The 25,169-nt window shown below is 44.6% G+C and carries 17 protein-coding genes; 8 read left to right on the top strand and 9 right to left on the bottom strand.

Going from position 1 to position 25,169, the window contains the following annotated elements; translation table 11 throughout:
- Positions 1–17: 17 nt before the first annotated feature.
- Positions 18–1,898 carry a PKD domain-containing protein gene (locus NO992_RS09600; RefSeq protein WP_371376482.1) on the top strand — a complete coding sequence of 627 codons (1,881 nt, stop codon included), beginning with the start codon at positions 18–20 and terminating at the stop codon, positions 1,896–1,898.
- Between the two features lie 64 nt (positions 1,899–1,962).
- On the opposite strand, the gene NO992_RS09595 is transcribed toward NO992_RS09600, so the two are convergent.
- A complete protein-coding gene (locus NO992_RS09595; RefSeq protein WP_371376479.1) occupies positions 1,963–2,283 on the bottom strand; it encodes a DUF6482 family protein in 321 nt (106 codons plus the stop codon).
- Positions 2,284–2,912: 629 nt separating this feature from the next.
- Between NO992_RS09595 and NO992_RS09590 the strand changes: the two genes are divergently transcribed.
- A complete protein-coding gene (locus NO992_RS09590) occupies positions 2,913–3,026 on the top strand; it encodes a hypothetical protein (RefSeq protein ID WP_349194647.1) in 114 nt (37 codons plus the stop codon).
- A gap of 338 nt (positions 3,027–3,364) precedes the next feature.
- On the opposite strand, the gene NO992_RS09585 is transcribed toward NO992_RS09590, so the two are convergent.
- The 6 genes from NO992_RS09585 to NO992_RS09560 form a co-directional block, all read right to left on the bottom strand.
- Positions 3,365–4,489 (bottom strand): glycosyltransferase, encoded by a 1,125-nt coding sequence (locus NO992_RS09585; protein ID WP_371376476.1) that lies wholly within the window; start codon positions 4,487–4,489, stop codon positions 3,365–3,367.
- Entirely contained in the window at positions 4,486–5,514 is a 1,029-nt protein-coding gene (locus NO992_RS09580; protein ID WP_371376473.1) for a glycosyltransferase family 9 protein, read from the bottom strand. Before NO992_RS09580 ends, NO992_RS09585 begins: the two co-directional genes overlap by 4 nt.
- Before the next feature lie 2 nt (positions 5,515–5,516).
- Entirely contained in the window at positions 5,517–6,863 is a 1,347-nt protein-coding gene (locus NO992_RS09575) for a 3-deoxy-D-manno-octulosonic acid transferase (protein WP_371376470.1), read from the bottom strand.
- 300 nt (positions 6,864–7,163) lie between these two features.
- The gene (locus NO992_RS09570) at positions 7,164–9,557 is read right to left on the bottom strand and encodes an FtsX-like permease family protein (RefSeq protein ID WP_371376467.1); all 2,394 of its coding nucleotides are present in this window, start codon (positions 9,555–9,557) and stop codon (positions 7,164–7,166) included.
- Between the two features lie 2 nt (positions 9,558–9,559).
- Entirely contained in the window at positions 9,560–10,267 is a 708-nt protein-coding gene (locus NO992_RS09565) for an ABC transporter ATP-binding protein (RefSeq protein WP_010377661.1), read from the bottom strand.
- A gap of 10 nt (positions 10,268–10,277) precedes the next feature.
- A complete protein-coding gene (locus NO992_RS09560) occupies positions 10,278–11,531 on the bottom strand; it encodes an efflux RND transporter periplasmic adaptor subunit (protein ID WP_371376464.1) in 1,254 nt (417 codons plus the stop codon).
- Positions 11,532–11,782: 251 nt separating this feature from the next.
- On the opposite strand from NO992_RS09560, the gene NO992_RS09555 reads away from it, so the two are divergent.
- The 4 genes from NO992_RS09555 to NO992_RS09540 all read left to right on the top strand — a co-directional run bounded on the left by NO992_RS09555 (position 11,783) and on the right by NO992_RS09540 (position 17,549).
- Positions 11,783–13,198 carry a sigma-54-dependent transcriptional regulator gene (locus NO992_RS09555; protein ID WP_371376461.1) on the top strand — a complete coding sequence of 472 codons (1,416 nt, stop codon included), beginning with the start codon at positions 11,783–11,785 and terminating at the stop codon, positions 13,196–13,198.
- 10 nt (positions 13,199–13,208) lie between these two features.
- Complete coding sequence (locus NO992_RS09550) at positions 13,209–14,534, top strand: PAS domain-containing sensor histidine kinase (protein WP_371376457.1); 1,326 nt, start codon at positions 13,209–13,211, stop codon at positions 14,532–14,534.
- A 132-nt stretch (positions 14,535–14,666) separates the two neighbouring features.
- On the top strand, positions 14,667–15,443 hold the full coding sequence (locus NO992_RS09545) for a LytR/AlgR family response regulator transcription factor (RefSeq protein ID WP_371376454.1): 777 nt from the start codon (positions 14,667–14,669) through the stop codon (positions 15,441–15,443).
- Between the two features lie 138 nt (positions 15,444–15,581).
- Positions 15,582–17,549 carry a TonB-dependent receptor gene (locus NO992_RS09540; RefSeq protein ID WP_371376451.1) on the top strand — a complete coding sequence of 656 codons (1,968 nt, stop codon included), beginning with the start codon at positions 15,582–15,584 and terminating at the stop codon, positions 17,547–17,549.
- Between the two features lie 303 nt (positions 17,550–17,852).
- Here NO992_RS09540 and NO992_RS09535 read toward each other — a convergent pair whose 3' ends face one another.
- Together NO992_RS09535 and NO992_RS09530 are read right to left on the bottom strand one after the other, a co-directional pair.
- Positions 17,853–21,278: a GMC family oxidoreductase N-terminal domain-containing protein gene (locus NO992_RS09535; protein ID WP_371376447.1), complete on the bottom strand. Its 3,426-nt coding sequence runs from the start codon at positions 21,276–21,278 to the stop codon at positions 17,853–17,855.
- A gap of 137 nt (positions 21,279–21,415) precedes the next feature.
- Entirely contained in the window at positions 21,416–22,618 is a 1,203-nt protein-coding gene (locus NO992_RS09530) for an acyltransferase (RefSeq protein ID WP_371376444.1), read from the bottom strand.
- 167 nt (positions 22,619–22,785) lie between these two features.
- Here NO992_RS09530 and NO992_RS09525 point away from each other — a divergent pair, with 167 nt between their 5' ends.
- Together NO992_RS09525 and NO992_RS09520 are read left to right on the top strand one after the other, a co-directional pair.
- A complete protein-coding gene (locus tag NO992_RS09525) occupies positions 22,786–23,649 on the top strand; it encodes a LytTR family DNA-binding domain-containing protein (RefSeq protein ID WP_371376441.1) in 864 nt (287 codons plus the stop codon).
- A 230-nt stretch (positions 23,650–23,879) separates the two neighbouring features.
- Complete coding sequence (locus tag NO992_RS09520) at positions 23,880–25,166, top strand: LysM peptidoglycan-binding domain-containing protein (RefSeq protein WP_371376438.1); 1,287 nt, start codon at positions 23,880–23,882, stop codon at positions 25,164–25,166.
- The last annotated feature ends 3 nt before the right edge of the window (positions 25,167–25,169 follow it).

The raw sequence follows: 25,169 nt of genomic DNA, 5'->3' as shown, positions 1-25,169 counted from the left end.
CTTAAAAGGATAATTAAATGAACAAAAACTTAATAACATCAATACTTTGTTGTTCACTATTACTAGCAGGATGCGGCGGTTCAGGCGGTGACACCACACCAATCAATCAGGATAGCGGCAAAAATGGAAATAATGGCAACACGGATTCAAATAACGATAATACAGATTCAGGAACGGATACCACGACTAAGCCTGTCGCTAAAATTCAGGCAAGTGCCTTTGGGGAGACAGGCAACGTCATTCAGCTTAGCACAGCGGGAAGTACGATCCCTGAAAATGCCGAAATAACATGGCAGTGGCAAGCCAAACCTCAAGGCAGTAACGCTCAGTTATCTAACCCCAATGCTAAGCAAGCGCACTTTACCGCTGATGTTGCAGGTAGCTACATTGTAGGGCTAACAATCAAGTCAGGTAGTAACGAATCGACAACACAGTTTGAGATCCGTGTAAAAGAAAAAACCACACCAAGTGTGAACACGCCTCCTGTCGCTGATTTCACACTCACAAAACAGGAAATTGCCATCAACGAGCATCTACGGTTAGATGCGAGCAACAGTTCAGACTCAGACGGCGATAATCTCAGTTATAAATGGCAAGTCACTGCACCTGCTAATGTTGATGAATATACATTAGTAAGCCCTAACAATAACCTTGCCTCTTTCGCCTCTAAATTTGCGGGTGAATACACCATTACTTTAACCGTTTATGATGGTAAATCATCGCATAGCAAATCGGAAAAAGTCATCGTTGTAGATAACCAGCCAGCTCTTAAAGCGGTTATTTCAGCGCCTTCAGAGGTTACATTAAGCTCAATGACTTTTGTTGAGCTGAAAAGCGATGGTAGTCAGTATCAAGGCGCTGTAACACCGCTTTGGAGTTTTGACAGCAAACCGAGCGGCAGCCAAGCCGCAATGGCAACACCAAATGGATTTCTCACCTCGCTTCAATTAGATAAGGCAGGGCAATATAAAATCCGCTTTAGCCTTAAAGACAAACAGGGCCGTTTAAGTGAAGCAACCCATACCTTAACGGCCAAATTAGGCGCAGCAAACAAACCGCTTGTATTCGTCGATGTGCCAGAGTCAACCAAAATCAATGAAACCATCGAGCTTAGCGCCAAGCGAAGTAGAGATACAAGCGGCAGAACACTTTCCTTTATTTGGACGTTTGAGCCATTTGACGCCGGTTTGACCTATTCCGTTACGAATGAAGATACCGACACGGTGACCTTTACGCCTCACGGAGAGGGGAATTACCGTTATTTTGTGGAGGTAAGTAACGGTGAGCTAAGCCAAACCGCCAGTGGCGTGATAAAGAGTCACCCTGAAAATTATGGACCCACAGCGTCTATGAGCCCACAAATATCTACAGCTACGGAAGGGGAAACCAAAGTCTTTTTGGTATCCGCAGAAGATAAAGACGGCGATCCGCTCACTTATCGCTGGTCGCTTGAAACGAAGCCTGAGAATAGCACGGCAGTAGTCAATAATGCTGATAATCGCGCTTCTATTACCTTCGATGAAGCTGGCAACTATGTGCTGAAATGCATCGTGTCTGATGGCAAGGTTGAACTAGTAGTTGCAGCATTCATCAAAGTAAGTGCAGTTCAAAATAGCGCTCCAATAATTACGTCGCTGGATTATCAAGGTGCACCTAAAAAAGATACAGCGCTTTGGATAACTCCAACTGTTATGGATAGCGACAGCAACGCAGGCAATTTGACCTATTTTTGGAAGGTGGTTGCTCCAGCAGGCGAAGTGATTGACAGTACCGCAGCTCATGACTCGAACCTACAATTCACTCCTGTAGCATCAGGCGACTATCAAGTAAGTTTAAGTGTTGTTGATGAAAAGTCCGCTTCCGTTGCAACTAAAACGATAACACTTTCAGTAGAATAAGAGATCTCTACTCGTTGACTTTTAAGGCTTAAGCGCTCACTTGTGGGCGCTTAAGCCTTTTTATTTAAACGGTTATGTCGGATGGAGCTAAGTGACGGAGCTCCATATTGCTGATATGCGTTCCAGAAGCGTCCTCAGGACCAATTTCATCATAGGCAGACTCAACTCTGAGATAGGCTTGAGTTGCACCGAGTTCCGCCAGCTTTGTCTCGGCCTCTCGCAGCGAGTTAAACGGCGTTAGTTTGCACTCGGCATGCATTAAGATATGCAAGTTCCCATCAGCATCTTGACCACCCGCAAGATAGTGATTTGAATCCGCGTAGCTAAGCACGATGGCATGGAGTTCTTTATTAGCGATTTTTTCTTTTAGTGTGGCAGCAAGCATAATGCTCTCCTCGTTTAACCGATTAATAATTAAACGGCCCTTGTGCGTGTTTGGTTCACCTTGATAGTCGTGAATGTGTTGTCGCAAACCTAATGTCGTGATAAATCACGATCTACCACCCCCCATAGGTCGAGGTTTACCTCGATGCGATAATGATTTATCCATTCGGAACCTAATGTCGTGATAGATCACGACCTACCAGCCAACCGTAGGTCGAGGTTCACCTCGACAGATTTAATCGAAGGGATTATCTTTAAAATTCATCTCTCAATTGCAAGGAATGCACATGAGCTGGAATGACCTGAGAAAAGGCAGGATATCAATCCCGTACGCGGAATACTTCATTACGTTTAACTGCCATAAACGCACGCCCTATTTTACGGATTATCGGCTGGCACGATTGTTTTGCCAATCTATCTCACATAATGAACAAAAGTTTGAGTGCTGCTGGCAAACATGGGTGTTATACCAGTTGTATTAAGTAAATGATCTATCTTGAAGCGGGGAAATAGCTTTAGTAGCAAGGCAAAAATTTTGCTATTTAGTTGTTCTAAATGAGAAATTTTTAACGAAGCTAATATGCTATTTCACCCTTCAAATTGATTAGAGAATTAATTCAATTGGTATTAATGCCAGATCACTTTCATGGCTTACTGACACTTGGCAATACGCAACTTGGTAAGGTTGTTGGAGAATTAAAAGGCAGAACAGCTTACCTGCTAAATAACCTGAGCTGCGGATAATTAATGCCTTTCTAGCAGCCAGTTTTAGCGCTAACTGCGTTGAATTCACTTCCAATAGCCAGCTATTGGTGCGTAAATTCGCCTTGTTTTCCCTAAAACTCTCTGGCTAGACAAGGAGAAAACTAAGTTGTGCTTTAGCAACAATGAGTTGGAACATTCCTTATCCAAACCTCAGGTTAAATAAACAATTGGATTCAAAGTACAAAATTTGGCAAAGCGCGTATTACGATCATCAGCTCAGATCCACAGAAGATAGGCATACCATTGCCCGCTATATTGCTGCAAACCCACTAAGAACCAAGCTAGTAAGCCGCATTGGTGATTATCCTTATTGGAACTCACACTTTCTGTGATTGGCTAGTTAAAGGCGCTCTTCCCAACTCAGTTAACACGCTTCGATATACCGACAAGTTGCCTTCCGCCATCACCTCAATGGCAAATTCACTGCACATTTTAGCGCGGCCTTTACGGCCCATTTGCTCTCGTAAAATCGGGTCCTGCAATAAGCGATTAAGATCTTGGGTAAACTGAACTTGATTACCAACCGGAGCAAGTAATCCGGTTTCATTGTGCGCAACCGCTTCAGGAATGCCGCCAGCAGCAAAGCCCACTACAGGCACACCAGATGCGCTGCTTTGTAATAACGCTACGCCTAGCCCTTCCATCGATGCTGGATGTGCAACGATATCAACCGCCGGTAAGATACGCGCTACGTCTTGTCGAAATCCCACCAGCTGGACAATTTTTTGCAGCCCCAGTTCATCTATACGTGCCTGATACTGTTGCTGCTTTGGCCCTCGACCAAACAGTAATACGCGCAAATTAGGATGCTCAACAATGAGTTTTTTGGCTGCACGCATGATCACATCCTGCCCTTTGCGCTCTATCAGTTGCGCAAAATTAGCCACAACCAAAGCATTTTGTGGCAGTTCAAACTCATCAAGCAGCCATTGCCGCTCCGCGCTACTTGGTGCAAAGCGCTGGGTGTCGACTGCACTGTGGACTAACTTTACTTGCTCAGAGGCGAGACCTTGTGAGAGTAATACTTGGCGGATCCCCTCTGAAATAGCGATCACTTTATCGTAGGCTGGGTATTTTAATTTTGACCACCAGCGTGGCTCGGTGTTGTCGACTCGCCTCGATAAAATAACAGGAACATTAAGCGACTTCGCGGCAAGCAATCCCCAAGTATCAACCCCTCGACGGCTGTGAATATGAACACAATCAGGCCGATGATGAGCAATAGCCCTTCGTAAACGCAACCATTGCATGACATCGAGATCGCCTGCCATTTTCACAGGCTCCACAACAACTTGCTTATCAACTGCTGCAATCATTTCACTATTAGGCGGGCAAACTAGTACGTTCTCAATTCCCTTTTGCTGCAACGCTTGGGTTAAATATACCACTTGTTGTGCGCCGCCATATAAGTGACGGCCCGCTTCAATATGCAGAACTTTCATAGCACTTCTCCTAGTGCGCTCGACACTCTTTGTGGCGTGAGCCCCACCATACAATCAAAACGATCCTCACAGGTTGGTCGGCGTTTGCACGGTGAGCAAGCAAGTTTATCGCTCAACACACGACCATTTGGATTGAAGGTGTTTTCATACGGCAAGGTTGAACCAAACAATGCAATAACCGGGGTATGATGCACCATCGCCATATGCGTCAACCCAGTATCAACGCCAATCACGCCTTTTGCTCCCCGAATGATCTCGCTGCACTCCAGCAATGTCGTTTTCCCGGTTAGATTAATGATCCCCGGCATCTGTTTTTCTAAGCGCTCGCTATGCGCGATATCACTTGGTCCACCCAATATAATAATATGCGCACAAATAGACTGATTTACTTGTTTATACAACTCACGCCAATGCCCATCTACCCAATGTTTCTGTGCTCTCGTTGTAAACGGGCAAAACACCACATAAGGTTGACCTTGAGTATGCTCCAATAGCAGTGCTTCTGTATGTTGTTGTGTCTCTTTCGAGGCAATGAGCGAGTATTGAAATGCCGCTTCTGGCGCACCAAAAAATGTCGCAGCAGCTCTGTATTCCGAGCTGATATCAGCAGACCAAGGCGAGGTCACTACCTTATTCATAAGCCACTGACTGCCCTCGCGACTATTGATCCCAACCTTATATTGAGCGCCGCTAAGCCAAGCTAGCACGCCACTTTTAAGGAGTCCTTGGGCGTCGAGCACTAAGTCAAATTGTCGACTAGCCAACTGCTTTTTAAAGCTATTAACTAGCTTAAGTAGCGCTATGGTCCCCTGTGCTTTTCGCACTTTTTGCCACTCATTGCGAGGCCACAGGATCACCTCATCTAGCAGTGGATTTTGTTGTAGCAAGGTCGCGCCAGCAGGCTCTGCCAACCAGCTCAGTTTTGCCTCTGGATAACGTGCCTTTAGTGCAGAAATAAGGCCTGACGCCATCACGATATCACCAATGGCACTGAGCCGGACAATAAGGATATTGTTGTATTGCATTGTTATCTGATCACCATTGGATGTAATCGGGTACTATGAACTGGCCGTTGCGCCTGCTTTAACTGATATAAAACTTGCAATGTGGTTTTGTGTAGTGCGCCATTATGCTTTGCGATAGCGGCTTGCCCAGCCTGTATTTGTTGCACTGTTGCAGCACTATTTTGCCAAAAGCCGATGACTTCTTTAGCTATTTGCTGTGGTTCGTTACCCTCAACAAGTGCACCAGCTTGACTCAGCGGCGCACATATATCTTCACAATTTCGTCGACTACTTCCCATTACGACGGCAGCCCCTTGGACAATGGCTTCGGCAGGATTATGACCACCGAGCTTAACTAACGAGCCCCCGATAAAGGCAACATGGGCATCACGATAAGACGCAAATAATTTGCCCATCGTATCGAGCAGGTACACTTGCGTATTTGCCGCTAGTGTTGGCGTGTGCGAGTAACGCTGACAGCTCAGCCCGCTTGCTTGCAGCAGCCACCATACCTCATCAAATCTTTCAGGATGACGCGGTGCGATAATTAGCTGAGCCGCTGGATTTTGCTGTAACAACTGTTTGTGCGCTGCGACCACCGCTAGTTCTTCTGTGTCATGCGTGCTCCCCGCAATCCATGTCAGCTGAGAGGACTTTTGCGTTGGGTCGGCGTATTTGAGTTCTGGCCAATCGTACTTGATATTACCGCACATCATCAGTTTTTCTGGTGGTATACCCAACTCGCGAAAAGCTTGATAACTTAGCTCGCTTTGCGGCAGGATTTTATGCACCTTGGACACCATAAAGGTAAAAAGACCCAACATTTTGGCATAGCGATTTTTTGATCTGTCGGTCATGCGGGCATTTACCAGCATCACTCGACTGCCTTGGTTGCGCGACTGACGGATAAGATTAGGCCACCACTCCATCTCAACCGACATGGTCAATACCGGATTAAAATGCGTCAAAAACGCACCAACTGTCAATTGAAAGTCCAGTGGCAAATAGGTGTGAATGACTTGCTCCCCCCAGTTGCGCTCAATATAGTTGGAACCCGCAACCGTGGTACAAGTAAAAACAATGGGTAAATGAGGATGCTGTTTACGCAGCTCAGGAATAAGTTTAGCAATGGCGGCGCATTCACCAACGGAGACGCCATGTAAATGAATACAGGCAGGTAAACGCTTACAATCGTAGACACCTAAGCGCTGTAAAAAGTGCCTTTTATAACCCGGTTTACGTAGCCATTTTTTTAATAAGATCAGTGCAATCAAAGGTAAACACAACAACAGGATACTGTTATAAACACCAATCCAAAGTGAATTAGCTGATCTTCCACGAAGACGATAGGTTGTCTTAACCTTAGCCATAGCCACACCTTGTTATTCAAGCCTGAATTAACCCCAGTGTAACTATGGTTTTTGACACTAAATTGACAGTGGTAAGCCAAGTAAAGATTCTGACAGAAATTGTGTGACAAGTTGAGACTTACTAGCACCTAGCGCTTACGAATGCCGACTTCTTAGCACGCTTTGCTGCCCTCGGCGACATATTCACACCATTCAAAACCAGAAATGGTCGTGCCGACATTAACGATGAACACATCAAGAAATAAATGATAAAAGCGGCCTAAGTTAGGCCGCAATTTCTTGAGTGATTACCAATTTAATTTACTCATATCGCAAGATTAGCGACGGACGTGTACTCGCGGCTTTAAACGCAAGTGTTGCAACGGTGAGCCATGTGATCCCCGCAACAGCTAATGCTGCGACTCCATATACCCACACAGCTTGCTCGATGCGGTCATTAAAATTAGCAAGCCAATCACCAACAAGCCAATAGGTTACCGGATAAGCTATGGCGATACTGACTCCCACCAAAGTCAGGAACTCTTTTGCTAAGATATTCACAATGCTTAACCGTGATGCACCTAGAACTTTGCGCACAGCCACTTCTTTTTGGCGACGAACCGTTGCAAAAGATGCCAAGCCAAAAGTGCCCAAGCACGTCAGGAATACCGCAAGGCCGGTAAAGATCAACACAACTAAAGAGACTCGTTCATCACCACGCAGAACCGCTTTATAATTATCAGACATAAGGCTGATATTCGGTTCATAAAGGTTGGCGTTCTTAGCAAGAATATCAGTCACCTGCTCTTGCACGTAGGCAATGTTTTGAGCACTTACCGTCATTATTATTTCGCCCGCTGTACTTTGGCTAAATCCGCACAGGAAGATGATATTAGAGTTCGCGTCTTGGGCATTACCCACTTTTACATCAGCTACAACTCCCACAACTCGCATATTCAAGCCAAAGCCTTTATCCAAAATGGTTTGTCCAATGATATCTTGATAATTTGAGTAACCAGCCTGCTTTGCAACTGTTTCAGTTATGATCGCCCCAACGTTAGTACTGTTACCATCTTGAGACGCCCAATCTGCAGCGTATGTGCGGCTAAAATCACGCCCTGCTAATAATGTCAGCCCCAACCCTTCGACTAAATCAAAGCCTGCACCAATAGTCGGTGTTATCCCCTCTGATTGCTCTCCATTTGGCCACGTTGGTGACACACTGCTATTGATTGATACTGTCAGTTTCGTATCGATTACATTCAGGGCTTCAACACCATCTATTGCTGTAAGCCTATTCATTAGCGCCGTTGGCTCTTTCGAGAAAATAGACGATGCAGGTATATCTGAAACCACAACACGTTGTTCAGTCTCATACCCCAGAGGTAAGCTTTGCAAGTGTTTAAGTTGCTGCTGTAGTGTTACCGATGCAATGATCAAAGCGATTGATAAAGCAGCTTGAAAAGTTAGTAGGCTTTTACGTACAAAGATTGCTGTATTACCCCTTTGCAAATCGCCACTAAGCACTCGCTTCGCACTGAAAGATGAAATAAACAACGCAGGATATAAACCAGCGCCAACACCAACGACAATTGCTACACCCAAGACGACAACACTAAACATCGACATATAGTCAATAAACAGCGCTCTATCTACAAGTTGATTAAAGCTTGGTAAAAATAGCTCTACTAAGACACAGGCAATAATCATTGATAATAAAGATACCAATACTGACTCAGCCAAAAACTGTGTGACCAATTGAGTCTTACTTGCCCCTAGCGCTTTACGCACACCCACCTCTTTAGCACGCTTTGCCGACTGGGCAACCGTCATATTAATGAAGTTAAAGCCTGCAATCAGGATAAGCAGTACACTCAGTCCAGCGCAAATCACGACAACTTGCTCCGTTCCTCCTGATTTCATCTCAAATGGTGACTTTGCTGTGAGATGAAGATCACGCAATGGATGTAACTCGATCGCGAGCTTACCTTTCATCGGGCCATAAAAGTATTTATCAGTAAATATTTGCTCAAGCGCCGCTACATCTGTATTTTCAGCAAGTTTAAGATAAACGTAACTGGAGTTGATGTCTAAATTAGACAGGTCATGTTCAACATAAACTAAGCTTTTGAATGAAAAGTGCGTATTTTCGGGTAAATCCTTAAATACGGCCTTCACGGTGTATTGGCCGCCTTTGAAGTCAAGTGTTTCACCTTCAATATTAGTTGTGCCAAAAATTCGCAACGCTTCAGACTCATTTAACGCGATACCATTTGGTACGCTCAACGCATTGCTCAAGTCGCCAGCTAGCGTATCAATGTTGATGAAGTCTTGGATATTTGGAGTAGCTCCCAGTACCTCTGTTAATTTGTAGCCTTGACCATTATGCTGTACGTCTGTTTCAGCTTGATTTGTCCAATCTACTTTAGTGAGTGCAAATACAGACTCAATCTGACTGTATTGCTCCATCTCTTTTGCACGAGCAAAGTTAGAAATTGGCACCACCGCTAAGCCAAGCTTAGTGTAGTCCTGACCGATACGATAAATTTGCTCAGCGTCTGGTTGTTGGCTGTCATAAGAGAGCTCATTTCGAGCAAAAGACGCTACCAAAATTGCGGCAGCAAGGCCAACGCTAAGACCTACAACATTCAATATAAAATGTTGCTTTTGCTGCTTAAAAGAGCGTAAAGCTGTAATTAAATAATTGGCTATCATAATTAGGCCACCTCACTATCTGGAATTTGAACGGCGGTATTTGCCTTATCCAACATGACTTGACCATCTAATAATCGCACTAACCTATCTGCATAGGTTCCCTCTTTTTCAGAGTGAGTAACCATGATCACGGTGGTGCCTTCTTTGTTCAATTCACGCAACATCGTCATTACTTCTTCACCATTTTTGGAATCCAAGTTCCCTGTTGGTTCATCCGCTAAAATAAGTTTAGGGTTGATAACCAAAGCTCGTGCTACCGCGACACGCTGCTGCTGACCACCGGACAGTTGCTGAGGCAAGTGATCCGCGCGGTGATCAATGGCAACGCGCTTTAAAATCTGCTCTACACGCTGTTTGCGTTCACTTTTAGAGATATTTTGGTACTGCAGCGGTAGTTCGACATTTTCAAATACCGTCAGCTCGTCAATCAGGTTAAAGCTTTGAAATACGAAGCCGATTGACGCTTTACGTAACTGTGATAGCTGCTTCTCGGTGTAGCCCGCAATGTCAGTACCTGCAAACTCGAACTGACCAGAAGACGGAGAGTCCAGCATTCCAAGAATTGAAAGCAAGGTAGATTTACCACAGCCTGACGGTCCCATGATTGCAACAAACTCACCCTCATTAACAGTTAAATTAATATCGTTTAGCGCAGTAGTTTCAACGTCTTGAGTGCGGAATACTCGGTTTAGGTTAGTTAGTTTTATCATTGTAATATCCTTAGAAATTTAGTTGTTGCGCTTTGTCGAAGTTGCTATAGCTTGAGGTAATTACTCTTTCACCTTGTGATAGGCCGTCTAGGACTTCATAGTAGTCTTGATTCTTTTTACCTAAGCGAATGTCACGACGTTCAGCAGATTTACCATCATTTGCGAGTACGTATACCCAGTTACCACCAGAGCTAGTAAAGAAAGCACCACGCTTTAGCAATAACGCATTTTCTTTGTTACCACCGAGCATTAGCTCGACATCAATACTTTGACCACGCTTTATATCGCTTTGACCACTTGGCAGAGCGACTTCTACCTGAAACTGTGATTGGGTAACGCGACTATCAATTTTGCTCACCTTTGCTGTAACAACACCGCTATCCAAAAGCACATTTACTGCCATTTCAGGTTGTACTTGGTTTAAATAGAATTCATCGAGGCGTACAACCAATTTGTATTCATTTGGAATATCAATTTGACCTAAACGCGCCCCTTTACTCTTTGATTCGCCAATTTCTACATCTAGCTCACTCAAATAACCCGATACCGGCGCTTTGATCAGTAGGTTTTCGAGGTTTTTACGCGCAAATTGCAAATTCTTCTGTAGCATCTCGGCGCTATCTTCTAATTGTTCAACTTGTACTTTTCTAATCGAATTTTCCTGTGTTTGACGCTCTAATGTCAGTTCTTTTCGCGCTTTGTAGTACTTTAAATCGTCTTCAATTTCAGAAAGCCTATCTGATGCCAGCACACCTTTTTCAACCAACGGCTTAGATTGCTTGTAACGGCGTTCTAGGTGACTAATTTGCAAATCAATTTCAAGCAAATCACGGCGTAGGTTAAGGCGGCTGGTTTCCATCGTCATTTGTGTGTTTCGCAGGAAGTTAAGCTGCTCCGTAACCTGAGCTTCACGACTCATTACGTCTAGCTGTAAACTAGTGTTGCTCAACCTAACTAATGGCTGGCCGGCTTCAACATATTCACCCTGCTCGACTAAGCGCTCTTCCACTTGACCACCAGCGATAGTATCTAAGTAAATGGTAGTTTTTGGCACGACCTGACCACGCAGACTTAGGGCATCAACAAAAGCACCTTTACTGACGGTACTTACTGTCAGACTGCGCAGTTCCAAGTTTTGGCTACGACCTGAAGATAAGGTGTTATTAAACGCAAACGCAGCTGCTGCAATGCCAAGTAACACACCACCAACAACGCCTTTTTTAAGATGCTTTTGTAGTCCTGAACGTTCTATTTTCTTATCCATATTCACGCCCCTTGTTCTGTATTAGTTAAATCGCTTTATCGGATATATAAGACTTATAATCAAACTTCATGCCAAGGGGGTTTACTATATATATAACAACGGGTTAAATATTAAGTTAGTTATTTTCCAATGTTAAACTGTCCGAAAATAGAACACATATAAATCAGAAAAGTGTCCAAAAATGAACACTTTTTCATGGACGCCATAGCTTGAAGTGCGCTAGGCTAAAAGAAAAACAAAGCACTCTGAGTATGAAGCAAGAAGGCACCATATTAATTGTCGACGACAACAGCGATATATTAATTGCAGCAAAGCTTTTGCTAAAAAAGCATTACCAAACCATCATCACCACAGATAATCCTTTTGATATAGAAACGCAGATTGCATCACAGCAAATAGATGTGATCTTACTCGACATGAACTTTAGCCAAGATGCTATTAGTGGCAAAGAAGGCTTTTATTGGTTAAAGAAAATTGTCGAACAAGACCCAAGTATCGTGGTGTTGTTAATGACCGCCTATGGCGATATTCAACTTGCTGTCGATGCGATAAAAGCAGGCGCTGCAGACTTTATCGCTAAGCCTTGGCAGAACGACCAATTACTCGGTGCGGTTGCTGCCGCATTTGCTCATGCCAAAGACAAGCAGCAAGTTGGTAAGCTCACTCGCCAGGCCCAAGGGTTAAATCAGGCACTCAATCAGTCTAGCGGTAGCCATCAATTTGCTTTTTTAGGCCAAAGCCCGGCCATGAAAAAGGTGTTTAGTACTATAGAACGTGCGGCACTCACCGATGCCAACATTTTGATCACCGGTGAAAGTGGCACCGGCAAAGAACTTGCTGCACATGCCATCCACCAAGCCAGTATGCGTCGCGACAATACTTTTATCAGTTTAGACATGGGTGCTATCTCCGAAAGTTTGTTCGAAAGCGAACTGTTTGGTCATAGAAAAGGCGCATTTACCGACGCTAAAGAAGACAAAGTTGGCCGATTTGAATTAGCACACGAAGGGAGCCTATTTTTAGATGAATTGGGAAACTTACCCATGAATCAACAAACGACGCTGCTTGCCGCGTTACAAAATAGACAGATCACTCCAGTTGGAGGAAACAAACCCATCTCGGTGGATATTCGACTAATCTGTGCCACCAATGACAACCTGCAACAAGCGGTTGATGAAGGCCGTTTTAGACAAGATTTATTATATCGGATCAATACTATAGAGATCCGTCTTCCGCCACTTCGTGAGCGTACTGAAGATATTCCACTACTTGTAAACTATTATCTTGAACACTACTGCCACAAATATAAGCGGCAGCTTGAGATACATAGCCTAGACATGCAGAGTCTACAAGCATATCAATGGCCAGGAAATGTCAGGGAACTAGCACATGCTATTGAAAGAGCGGTGATCCTAAGCGAAAACGAATTTTTGGACATCAGCACAGTGGTGAAGACAACCTCAGCGCCAGCTGAAGGAATAATTACTGAAGATAAAAACGATACTAATACGCTGATTTCCACGGATACTTTCAACCTTGAAGAGATTGAACAACGTACTGTGCGTGCAGCGCTCAAGCACTATCACGGCAATGTCTCAAACGCCGCAAAAGCACTCGGATTAACCCGAGGAGCAATGTACCGTCGACTAGAAAAATACGATTTGTAGGCAAGAAAATATGGTTCGCTTTACGCAACATCCTACAATGGTTTTTTTCAGTACAATTCTTAGCCTTATTGGCTTTAATGTGCTCTCGATAGTCTTGTATATACAAGGAGGATTCTCGGCGACTTGGCTCCTAGTCACGCTAATAGCGATCGCTTTCACCTCCTCTTTATACCGTCAATTTAACAAACAGAACAAGCACATGACTTTTGTTTTGAAATCACTCGCGAATGGCGATAGTTCATTGGGGTTGAGCCATCATCATCCCATGCGGCAGCACTTAGAAGAGATTAAGACTAGAATTCAAAGTGCACGTTTTATTGCAGAGCAACAGGCCCACTTTTTACAGACCCTCTTAGTGCATATAGATTTAGCCGTACTGGTTTTCGATAAAGATGGTAATGTCATTGAGTCCAACCCAGCGGTAACCCGCTTACTCGGTAAACCCATTAATCACAGCGAAGATTTAGAAGATATCGCACCACTGATTAATGAATGCGATAACAGATTGAAAACAATAGCAAATTGGCAATATGGCGAGCAACAAGATAACTTGTCTATACAAATAACGTCAGCGCAGATCCAAGGGCAAATTCGTAAAATTGTCACCTTACAATCCATTCGTGATGCTTTACAAAACAAAGAGCAGCAAGCCTATAAACGCCTCACCAAAGTGCTTACGCACGAGGTGGCTAACTCTATCACACCTCTATCATCCATTGCACAAACCTGCGAGGGACTCTTGCCCGACACATTGAGTTTTGACGATGAAGAAGATAAACAAGACCTAGTCCTAGCGCTGCAAACGCTGGCAAAACGCACTGAATATTTAGGCGCTTTTATCGCTCGTTTTAGAACGGTGAGTAATTTACCAAGTCCGGCGCTGCAACCTGCCCAGCTTGCGTCGATTGTAGAGGGCATCTATCAGTTACATCAACAAAGCTGTCATCAAGCGAACATAGACCTACAGCTTGATGTTAGCCACTCCCAACTGGTGATGTTAGACACGGCTCAGATTGAGCAAGTGCTTATTAACTTAACCAAAAATGCTATTGAAGCGGTGCAACACCGCAATGACCAAGACCAGCGAAACACACGCCAAGTGGTGTTGAAAACTGGAGCCAATAACGCAGGCCAGCACTATATAGAAATAAGCGACAACGGCCCTGGCATTGCCGACCATGTAGTCGACATGATTTTCGTGCCGTTTTTTACCACTAAACAACAAGGCTCGGGGATCGGCTTAAGCCTCTCAAGACAAATTATGATTAATCATGGCGGCGACTTAATTTATCTTAGGCGCGAGCAAGGCGCATGCTTCAGATGCGTATTTGGTTAATTAACTTGAGCTTTGCTTAGGGGCTTATCTTTAGTTCAAGGCAAATGAGACTAGAGGCCGGATCGCTCCTTGAGGATTTGTGAACTTATAAAAAGTCGGTAAACTAGAAGTATCTAATTTAGGGAAAATTTCGTGCACACCGTATACAAACCCATTCTTATTATTACTGGAGTTGGCTGGACTGCCGTCATCATATTTTTAACCGCAATCGACTTACTGCACGATTGGGTTGAAGTAGAAAGTGAGCGGCTGAATAACCCTATCTGGTGGGCTTTGCAGGAATGGGGGCTTTGGTATATTTACACGCCAATACTCTTCTTATGGCTAAATAAACTCAGCCAACAGAATAAGGTATGTTGGCGTAATTACTTCGTTTGTTGCTCGGCTTTATTCGTACTGAGCATGTCTATACAAGCCGGATTCGACTACCTCGTTTACCGCGATGATATTCCTTATACCTTGTATTATTTTGCGCCATTACACCCGTTGGTGATCTACGTATGTTTTATGATTTGGCACAAGTTTATCCGTATTGAAAGTAAAGAAGAAAACAATAGCACCGCGATAAATCAACGTTTGCTTGTGGATTTAGGCGGCGATAAGTCATTTTTACAAATCAAAGACATAGTGCACATTGTGGCAGCTAAAAACTATGTTGAAATTCACACCAAGTCACACCAATACCTCAAACGAGCAACCCTATCTCAGTTTGAAGCCATGCTACCAAGCGATATGTTTGTGCGCACCCACCGCTCTTATTTGGTTAACCTGGCCTATGTTGAACGTATCACCACCAAAGCTTCTGGTAATGCCATCATCAAGTTATCAACGGGCACGCAAATTAGCTTGAGTAAAGGTTACAAGAAAGTACTAAAGTCACGCTTCGATACGCTTTCTCTGGCTGCATAACACCAGCGGGCGATCTGAGCTCGCTCACGGTTTCCCGTCGATCCGTCCCATAGAACCACCTTTTGTACCTAATAATTTGTTTTATCTGCTTTTTTATTTTTAATAGCGTAATGGAGAGCTTTTATTCAAAGAGGAACAATGACACGATTTCATCCCTCCACGGCAACCTATTGCACCTTAATGAGCGTCATAAGCAGCGGCGTTTACGCCAATATGGATAACGCAAAACCGAGTGTTTATGCTGGAAATTCACTGCAACAGTTTGCAGCACAAGATGCACTTGCAACCATCGAGCGCTTACCGTCATTCACACTCATAGAACAAAGTGGTGAGCGCGGCCTAGGTGGCAGCTCTGCCAATATTTTATTAAATGGCATGGAGATCCGCGTAAAGTCTGGATCGGTCTCGGAGTATTTAAAACAGCTTCCCGTTGACCAAATCGCTGCGCTAGAAGTGTACCTAAGTCATCACCCATTTCCTTCACTTAAGCAATATAATCAAGTTGTTAACATCATTCGTGATGAAAAAAACAATGCCTATAATTGGCAACTAGGTAGCACACTCAATGCCAGCGCCGCCACTGGCATAACAGCAATGGCAGGGTTTATCTTACCTAAAAGGCAATGGACGCACAGCGGTCATATTCAAGTTCAGGATGAGCCGTTTAAAAGCACCAGCCAAGGTCAGCTGTTCGCGTCTGATAACACACCCGAGGAAAGCAGCGAAGAAACATTTAAAGAGCAAAGTGAGCGAATAACGCTCTCATTTACCAGCCACAAAACCATGCAGGATGGCGCCCTAACACTCAATGTTCAGGCTATAAAAGACAACTTGCAGTCACAATACGAATGGCTGTACCGCACGCCAACTTCATCCAGCGATGTTGAATCTGCGTTTTCGCAAGAGCGCGATAAAACAAACACTAGCGAGATATCTATCGATAGGCAGTGGCAAGGTCAGCATTGGAGCACACAACTCACAGGCTACTACTCAAAACAAAAGAATGAGTTGCACATGCTTGATGGTCTCTCTGCGCGGCTTTCAACACCAAGCTTTACACAGTATAAGCGTACTGACGAGCGAGTAATTCGCCTGATGGTAAACGACACTGTCTCGGTGTACGGTCTTGAGGCCAGTATCAATCGAGTAAATGCCAACACAATATTGCCCGAGGAGCAGCTACACAGCACGATAAAAGAGCTAAGTATTGAGCCCTTTGCGGCTTTTACTTGGTCGCTTTCACCAAAATGGCAGTTATACAGCAAACTGGCAGCCGAGCAGGCTACACTTTCGACCAATAGCAGTAAGAGTGAAGATATTCAGCATCTCATCGCCAAGCCGTTGGTGCGATTAAATTATGACGCGACAAAAAGCACTCAGTTTACAACCACCTTAAAGCATGAAGTGGAACAGCTCGATTTTTCACTTTTTTTACCAGAGCTCAACGCAGGATTTGGCCGCTTACAGTTTGGCAATCTTAAAATAAAGCCAATGCAGTACACTGAACTTGCACTGCAAATTGATATTGAAGAAGGTGAAAGATGGCGTTTTAACGTTAAGCCTTTTTATCAGTGGCAAAAAGATGTGCATGAATATCAGCAAGATAATCGAGGTGAAAGCATAGTTGCAAATGCCGGGGATGCCGCACTTTGGGGGCTAGATGGTGCGGTTAATCTAGACTTATCAAGCTGGATCAACAACAGTCAGCTCAATCTTGATTATAGTTATCGAGACGCATCATACCGTGACGCGCTCACAGGAAAACGTACGATTAACGGGACTGTTCCACATTGGGCTAGCGTGCAATTTCGACAAAGCTTTAATCGCTTTTCTTGGAGCGCAGAGATTTCCAGCGGGGATAGTTATCGCGAATATTACCCCGATGAGCAGTTTATTGAATCAGGCTCATTGCAATTGACTTTGCAAGCGCAGCTTCAAGTAAGCCAGCGCGTTAAGCTCAACTTAGAAGCTTCGCCACTCACGTCTAGATACGAATATCGACGCCTGTATTACAACGCCTCACGGGCGGGCAGCGTAAGTGCGATGGAAACGATTCGTGAGCGTGTACCACCAGAGTTTGCGCTCACGCTAAGCGGAAGTTGGTAGGCCGATACTAATCGCGCCTACCTACTTTAGTGTCCTGACTAGGGCCTGTTTATCTTTCAAGTTTGTTTTTGCAGCAGTTTGATTGGTATTTATACAAGGCAGAGCCGGCGTAGCATAGTTATTCTATGTGAGTCAGGCGATAACACAGTAGAAATGCCAATCAAGCGCTGCCCTTTGGGTTCACCTGAGTGCGCTTTGTTCATTGTTGCTCAACTTTTGCCTAGATTACTAGGCGGCAAGTCGAGCGTCGCGACTAAAACACACTCAGGAGAACAAAAGTCAAACAGCAAAGGTCAACAGGCCCTAATATCGCTCTAAATGATTGAGAATATGTGGAAAAACATCTACATCAGCCTGACGCCCAAAGATACAATCTATGTGCGCGTAATTGGGGATCACCTTACGCGTAAACTGAGCATCACCAAAGGCAAGACAAAGACGTTCATAGGTTTTTTTCGTGCTCTCAGGTAAATAGCATTCGTTATCTGCCCCGCTAATAAATAGCGTCGGCACGTTTAATCGGTTGATGTGTGGCATGTAAACGTCCTTGCCATCTGCATCAACCAGTTTTCCTGCGCGACAAATTGCAGCAAGGTGCTCAAGGGTTTGAATATTGGCTTCGGCAAATAGTTCATCAATATGCTCATGCAGCAAATCGGTTAACTGATCATGACGGTATAAGGAGGCGTACATAAAGGTCACGCGATGGCAGCTATCATTGTTGCATCGCCCCTGTGCCTCGGCGAGCGCGTACAAGCCTAGCGCCTTATCATACAAAGAGGCAAGCCCATTGCTCTGCTCTGGTACTCGCGCCGTTAGTGAGTCTACGCCCAACCTTTCTAAAAATGAAGGGAGATGTAAACCTGTCTTCATTTTCGTTGCCATCGGCACCACGACGTCCGCCGCAATTTGTGATGCAACGACACTGCGAACCCCAGAAAGTCCGCTAAGCATAGACATAAAGAAGGTCGTAGCACCATAACAATGCACCACCGCCTGAATACTATCCGCTCCCGTAATGGTTCGGATTTTGTTCACCGCGGCAGGGTAATCGTATTTCGCGACCTGATCGCCATTTGATTGCTTTGCGGCGGCAGGCAACAAAATACTGACTCGATAATCCAATAGCCACACGTCATATTGGTTAGCGACTAGGTACTCGACTAAGTTGGTATCAATCATGTCGGTGGAAAAGATACTCGAAGCAACTCCCAGCCCATGCACTAACATAACCGGGCCCTTGTCACCGCCACGATAACGAGTCAGCGATAGCTGCACATGATCAGCTGTATCAAACAAGTACACTTCAGGTGTTGGAGCCCTTAGCGGCCGCTTTTTGCGCACCAATTCACCACGGTGCGTTTTTTCTTGGTAAAAAATACTGCCGTAACTTTGATATAGAGTGCCCGCAAAAAATTGCCCAAAGCGCGCAATGGCTTTTAAGCGAGCTGCTTTACTCTCGGCATGACTTACACGAATAGTGGCAAGCTGCGTCACAAAATCAATCGGTGCTATCTTCATAATACCGTGACCACACACGGCCCCTTGAGTATCTTCTCCTTCATGAATATCAACAAATAAGGTTGTAGTATCATCCCAAAGATCGAGAGAGTGAGGGTCGTCTTTGATTAGCTTAAAGGCATTAAAGAAGTACTGCTTGCCATCCTCCGCCATTAAATTCATTTTATAGATCATCTTCCGAGTATTTGGTGGAAAGGCCTGACGCTCAAACAAACGAAACTCACCATTGCGAACGGTCAATGGTTTATCAGAAAGCACATTACACTCAACGCGACCCGAAATATGCGCTTTATGTTGTGGGTCGGTCAACATCACCTCTAGATCCGTCGAGGTGACCGTCAATACAAACGATAGCGTTTGGTTTGTTTCTTGACCCTGCTGATAAGCAGCCAAGTAGGTTTGTAAAGAGGTAGTGCTTGGCTCTACCACGCGGCTAAAATAGCCCTGCATGCGCTCTGTAAACGCCAACCCCGTTGTGATCGGTTCAGCGCCACGGGAACGGCTTGACGGCAACTGATAGTCAATTTGCCAATCACGGTCCTTGGCGATAAGTGCACAGCAGCGCTCCGTCAATGCACTTATCGTAAGCAGCGGATTGACCGCAAGCGACGTTGGAATGATGGCACCATCTGACACATAGAGCGAGTCATAGCAGGCATCACTCTCTCCCGTAAACACTTGTCCTTTATGATTTACCACCCCTTCGGAACCTGTCTCAGCAAGCCGACAGCCACCTAAAGGATGAACTGTAACCAAGCGATTATTCAACCACGGTGACCAAATTGGGTTTTTAACATAGGTGCCACCGAGCGCTGCTGTCGCTTGAAGCAGCTTTTCACTCGCATGATGAAAATTAGGCTGAGATCCTAACTCTGGCCAACGGATGTTCAACTTGTCTTGCTCTAAAGTTATGACACCTTGACTATCGTCATGGCTCATTACTAAGTAGGTCTGAGTATGTTTTACCGCACCATGATAAGCGCCTCGCCATTGGCTTTGCCATACTCTCGCTTGCTCCTCCAAAGCGTCATAAAAACCGTGATCCGTATCGAGCCCAACTACACCCGCAGCACTTGCAAGTGCAGTTGGTAACACTCCCGCCATGGCGCCGGGTAAACTTCCCTCTTCAATGATCATTTGTTGCGCGCGTTCGCTCGCTTCACGAAGATCGATTGCACTGGTGATACAAGGTCCTGTAGGCGCTTTGCCTTCTGGCTCTAGATTACCAACCCCAACACCATCGATTTCGGTGTCGCAGTTATAGCCAAAACCCAACATATCGCCATTACCAGTAAAATGCTGACCAAGTTGCGAAGAGATAGCCAAACCACGACTTTGGCTACGCAATAAAATTTCATTACTGCCCAGCGTGCCTGCAGCCAAAATCACAAGATCCGCCTCAACAAATAACGGGGCTGCAGAAAAGCACTCTGCGCCGGTTCCCATGTCTTGGTAAAACACCCGCCAACCGAAGTCGGTTTTCTCCAAGTAGCGCACACTGGCCTGGCAATAAATTTCTGCGCCATGATTCCAAGCATCCGGTAAGTAATTCATTCGAGTGGTATTTTTGGCATTGAAATTACAGCCAGACACACAGTCTCCGCAGTTATTACATGCTTGCTGCTCAACACCCACATGGTTAACGCCACCTTCAGGCGTCGCAAAACATACATTGATTGGTACTTTATTAAAGGGAGCTTCTAATGCATTTGCCGACTGCTGGTGAGCCTTCAGTTTATTCAAAGTTGGGTAACATTCAGGGTATAAGGCAGGTTTCAGCATCTCTCGAGCCCGCGTGAATCCCTCTTCCAACAAGCGATCCTCATCATCTCTAATCGCGTGTGGCCATACTGGGTCTTTCAGTACTGCATCTACTGGGGGCAAAGCAACATTGGCATTGATAAGAGAGGTGCCACCTAAACCACAACCGACGACGACATTCTGCTCACGGTGCATATGAATATCAAATAATCCCAAATGAGAGCCCTTGTGTCCTGTTTGGCTATTAAACTGCAACTCACCAGCGGCCTCCAATTCGGTATCCGGAAATTCTCCCGTTAAAAACTCTCGCCCTCGCTCAAGTAGGCAGACTGATTTTCCGGCTCTCGCCATGCGTGACGCAGCGATAGCACCGCCATAACCACTACCGATAACAAGTACATCGTAATGCGGCTGAATTGCCGCCAGAGGTGAAGAAATTGGTTTCATTTGCTTGATTCCCTCTTCTTATTTTCGCTCACCACCTTGCCCGTGGCGATGCTATCCGTGAAGTATCCTCCATTGGAGGCATACTGACCCTAGCAATAAGAGTAGAGCATTTATTGCACAATGGCGCAGTGCACTGGTTAAATAATCCGGAGGATCAGCGGCAACAATAACAAACACCCCACGCCCCAAAGAGTTTTATTGTTTGTCAGCAAGGCTGCGCGATACCCCACCATCAACCCAAGGGAACCCAGCTTTGGCACCAGCCAAAACAACAATCCAGAAAATAGCAGCGTTCCTGTGATCACCAATAGGCTCTCAAACACACCACCGAGTTGATAACGGCTCAGCCAAAGCGCCAAGGCAATAATCACGCTTTGGTGCCAGAGATAGATGGGAAACACCACTTTATTGAGCCTCGTAAGCAGCGGATGAGGACGGTTAAGATAACGCGCTGCTAATGCTAATATCAACAACACCGCACACACGCGCTGCAACACCAACACTATACTCCCACTCCAAGTAATGAAGGTTGTGCGCGTATCTTGCTGCAACCAGTAAAAATGATATAAAAGCAAAATAATTATGGCGTTGACTGCACAAACCCACAGTAGCACTTTACCTTGCCGAGCAAGCCAAGCCCAAAACCGATTATGCTTAGCAAGCAGATAACCTGCGAGCAGAAAAACAAACCCCTGAAATTCTCTTTCGCTATCGCCGTCCAATGCTAGCTGAGCCCAAAGTAAGCTTGCAAAAGCCAACACGCTTAGTAGATAAGTTGACCAGCACAAAGTGATAAAATGCCGTAGCATTACTTGATGCTTAGAATTAAAGACGATATGCAACACAGCAAGGAACAAAGTAAAACGCCATAATTCTCGCAAATACCACAAGTGATTGACATCAACATGGGGCCAAATACCGCTTTGATACCGACTGAATAAAGGGCTGTTAAAATCAATAAACTGTTTGTAAAAATCAACAAACCCAAGCGTTAATCCAGCATTTTGCTGCATTTCTGCGTACAGTTGTACGGGCACAACAAGCCATATACCAAATAATAGCGGGAGCAATAGCAAAGGAGTACGAAAGAGCATGGCTGTGCATGCACCTTGTTTATCAAAAATATATCTAAGCGCAACTCCCGAGATAAACCAGATAAGCAACATGCGCCATGGTGAGATCAGTAACATCAGATATTCTAGCCAAACCGAAGTATAAGCACTTTTGTAGTGAAAACCCCAGTTAGGTACATATAACATAGCGGTGTGATAAAAAATGAGTATCGTAAATGCAATAACACGCAGCCAGTCTAGCTCTACTCGCCGATTTAAATGATCCATGTTATTTTCTTTTTGAAAGTAAACTTACCCCTACAGTGCGCCAATACAGCGTACAAACAAACGAAATTTGCTTAAATAACAATAGCTAGGGATAAACCGTGGAATAGTGGGATAAAATAAGTGACCGCTTTGCATCCAGTTGCTAGAGTAAAAGAAAAACTCAAACCATGATGTTTTCACGTACCTTTATTCAGCAATACCACCCTTTGATGGCAATGGCATTACTCGCCCTCTTTCTAACGATTAACAACACCTTGAATGCCATTACTCTGATCATGGATGCCAACCGAGATGCGCAGCTCGATTTTGCGCTGTGGGAGCCTTTCGTGTGGGAATATACCAGTGCAGCTGCCAGCTTAGCCTTAATTCCTACCATATCTTGGTATTTAAACGCATTTCCTTGGCTGTGGCATAAACCTGTTAACGTCGCTTTTAGCTTTTTTATTGCCTCACTGTTATTTTGTTTTGGCCATGTTGGCATCATGGTGTTATTACGTGAAACGATTTATTTTAGTTTGCAACTAGATTACAACTTTCACCTTTCTTGGTTTGAACTTATCTATGAATATCAAAAAGATGCATGGAGCTTAGTGTTCTTTATTGCACTCATAAAAGCTTATCAATTTAGTGTCTCCCATATGCTTGGTGAAGCATCTCCGATAAAACAAGAAAGCGATGAAGATGAAACACTCCACAAACCTATTCATCACTTATTGGTACGTAAGCTTGGTAAAGAATTTATCGTTAAAGTTGAAGAGGTTGAGTGGTTACAGTCGTCTGGAAATTACGTCAATCTACACGTAAATGGCCGCATTTATCCGCTACGTTCCACGCTTGCTACGTTATGTCAGCGCTTAGACCCCGTTGGCTTCGTGCGTATTCATCGCTCTTTTGCTATTAATGTGTCTAAAGTGGTAAGTATTACGCCGCTCGCCAGCGGTGACAGTGAAATCGCATTGCTAAGTGGGAAAGTATTAACGCTCTCGCGAACCTATAAAACACAGTTTAAGCACCAACTACGCCTTGAGTAAGTGAGCAATACACAATTACCAAGTAACCGAGTGTTATTGCATTAATTCCATTAATCAATGCTAAATGCTGTAACGCTAAAGTTCATTTAGTATCCATTTCATCACCCTACACTACACAGCCGCAACAGGTAAGGTGTCTATTTTTGCATTTGCACCGAATTTATATACAATCTTATGCGGTTCAGATGCCTCGTTGGACTGCATAATAAAAGGATAACAAAAAAGGCTCTATGAAAAACCTCATCACTCCATTACTTACGGCAATCCTGCTACTAAATGGCTGTAGCCAAATACAGCAACCTCAACAGGATAAACCAACACCTGATAACTCCGTGCAAACTGGTGTAAATAAGCCAAAAAATACAGTCAAAAACGAAGCTAAAACAGTAGTTAAAACGCCATATGATCCGCTCGCAACTGATGATTTATGGCTCCGTATTAAAGATCAGCTCAGCTTTGCCGATTCCGACGATAAGCGTGTAAAACAACGGATTGATTGGTACCTCAGGCATCCCAATTATATGGATACCATCAGTGAACGTGCAGCGCCGCTACTTTATTACTTAGTAGAAGAAGTCGAAAAGCGCGATATGCCAATAGAACTGGCATTGATGCCGCTAATTGAAAGTGACTTTAATACCCAAGCCTATTCTCACAAGCATGCGTCGGGTTTGTGGCAACTAACGCCGCTGATTGCAAAACATTATGGTGCCAAGATCAACGCTTGGTATGACGGCCGCCAAGATATCGTAGACTCGACCCGCGTCGCATTGGACTTTTTGCAATACCTCCACAAACGTTTTGATGGTGATTGGTATCATGCCATTGCCGCCTATAACACGGGTGAAGGTAGAGTGCTTGCGGCCATTGAACGAAATAAAAAAGCAGGTAAGCCAACTGACTTTTTCCATTTGAAGCTACCGCGCCAAACCAGTCACTACGTACCAAAGCTACTTGCGGCATCACAGCTGCTAAAGCATGACTTGATGAAGTTTCCTAAAATCCCTAATCGCTCTCTAATCAGCGTTATTAAACTCGAACAACAAGCCATCTTATCTGATCTCAAAGGCTGGAAAGAAGTCGAGGTATTAAATCCAGGCTATGCACGTTTTCCTGCATTACTCGGCGGCCCTGAGCATATTGTCATTCCCACAGCGCGCGTGTCAGAGTGGCAAACCATGCTCACACACTTACCAAAAATGCCCGCGGATACATGGCAACATTATACTATCCAACGTGGAGACTCTCTCAGCACTATTGCAAAGCGCTATTCGCTAACCGTCGCCGAATTAAAAGCCTTTAATCAATTAAAGAGTGACCGAATTCGTGCAGGAAAAAAGCTAATTTTGCCCATTTTGGCTGACAAACAACTGGACTATCAGATCAAACACGGCGATAGTTTATGGCGCATAGCTAAGCAATTTAATGTCAGTGTCGCTAAGCTAAAGCAATGGAACCAGCTATCGACAGATAGACTGAAAATTGGCGATACGTTACTGGTATTTCTGTCGCCTTAGGGC

The sequence above is a fragment of the Pseudoalteromonas sp. DY56-GL79 genome (assembly GCF_041414765.1).
Classification (GTDB): Bacteria; Pseudomonadota; Gammaproteobacteria; order Enterobacterales; family Alteromonadaceae; genus Pseudoalteromonas; species Pseudoalteromonas piscicida.
Note: the sequence above shows the minus strand (reverse complement) of the source record. Positions and strands in the feature narration are given on the sequence as shown.

Bases quoted from the DNA above. Each gene is read 5' to 3' on its own strand.
- NO992_RS09555 (WP_371376461.1), top strand. From the start codon at position 11,783: ATGAAGCAAGAAGGCACCATATTAATTGTCGACGACAACAGCGATATA.
- NO992_RS09585 (WP_371376476.1), bottom strand. From the start codon at position 4,489: ATGAAAGTTCTGCATATTGAAGCGGGCCGTCACTTATATGGCGGCGCA.
- NO992_RS09595 (WP_371376479.1), bottom strand. From the start codon at position 2,283: ATGCTTGCTGCCACACTAAAAGAAAAAATCGCTAATAAAGAACTCCAT.
- NO992_RS09530 (WP_371376444.1), bottom strand. From the start codon at position 22,618: ATGGATCATTTAAATCGGCGAGTAGAGCTAGACTGGCTGCGTGTTATT.
- NO992_RS09535 (WP_371376447.1), bottom strand. From the start codon at position 21,278: ATGAAACCAATTTCTTCACCTCTGGCGGCAATTCAGCCGCATTACGAT.
- NO992_RS09560 (WP_371376464.1), bottom strand. From the start codon at position 11,531: ATGGATAAGAAAATAGAACGTTCAGGACTACAAAAGCATCTTAAAAAA.
- NO992_RS09520 (WP_371376438.1), top strand. From the start codon at position 23,880: ATGAAAAACCTCATCACTCCATTACTTACGGCAATCCTGCTACTAAAT.
- NO992_RS09600 (WP_371376482.1), top strand. From the start codon at position 18: ATGAACAAAAACTTAATAACATCAATACTTTGTTGTTCACTATTACTA.
- NO992_RS09525 (WP_371376441.1), top strand. From the start codon at position 22,786: ATGATGTTTTCACGTACCTTTATTCAGCAATACCACCCTTTGATGGCA.
- NO992_RS09570 (WP_371376467.1), bottom strand. From the start codon at position 9,557: ATGATAGCCAATTATTTAATTACAGCTTTACGCTCTTTTAAGCAGCAA.
- NO992_RS09550 (WP_371376457.1), top strand. From the start codon at position 13,209: ATGGTTCGCTTTACGCAACATCCTACAATGGTTTTTTTCAGTACAATT.
- NO992_RS09590 (WP_349194647.1), top strand. From the start codon at position 2,913: ATGCCAGATCACTTTCATGGCTTACTGACACTTGGCAATACGCAACTT.
- NO992_RS09575 (WP_371376470.1), bottom strand. From the start codon at position 6,863: ATGGCTAAGGTTAAGACAACCTATCGTCTTCGTGGAAGATCAGCTAAT.
- NO992_RS09565 (WP_010377661.1), bottom strand. From the start codon at position 10,267: ATGATAAAACTAACTAACCTAAACCGAGTATTCCGCACTCAAGACGTT.
- NO992_RS09540 (WP_371376451.1), top strand. From the start codon at position 15,582: ATGACACGATTTCATCCCTCCACGGCAACCTATTGCACCTTAATGAGC.
- NO992_RS09580 (WP_371376473.1), bottom strand. From the start codon at position 5,514: ATGCAATACAACAATATCCTTATTGTCCGGCTCAGTGCCATTGGTGAT.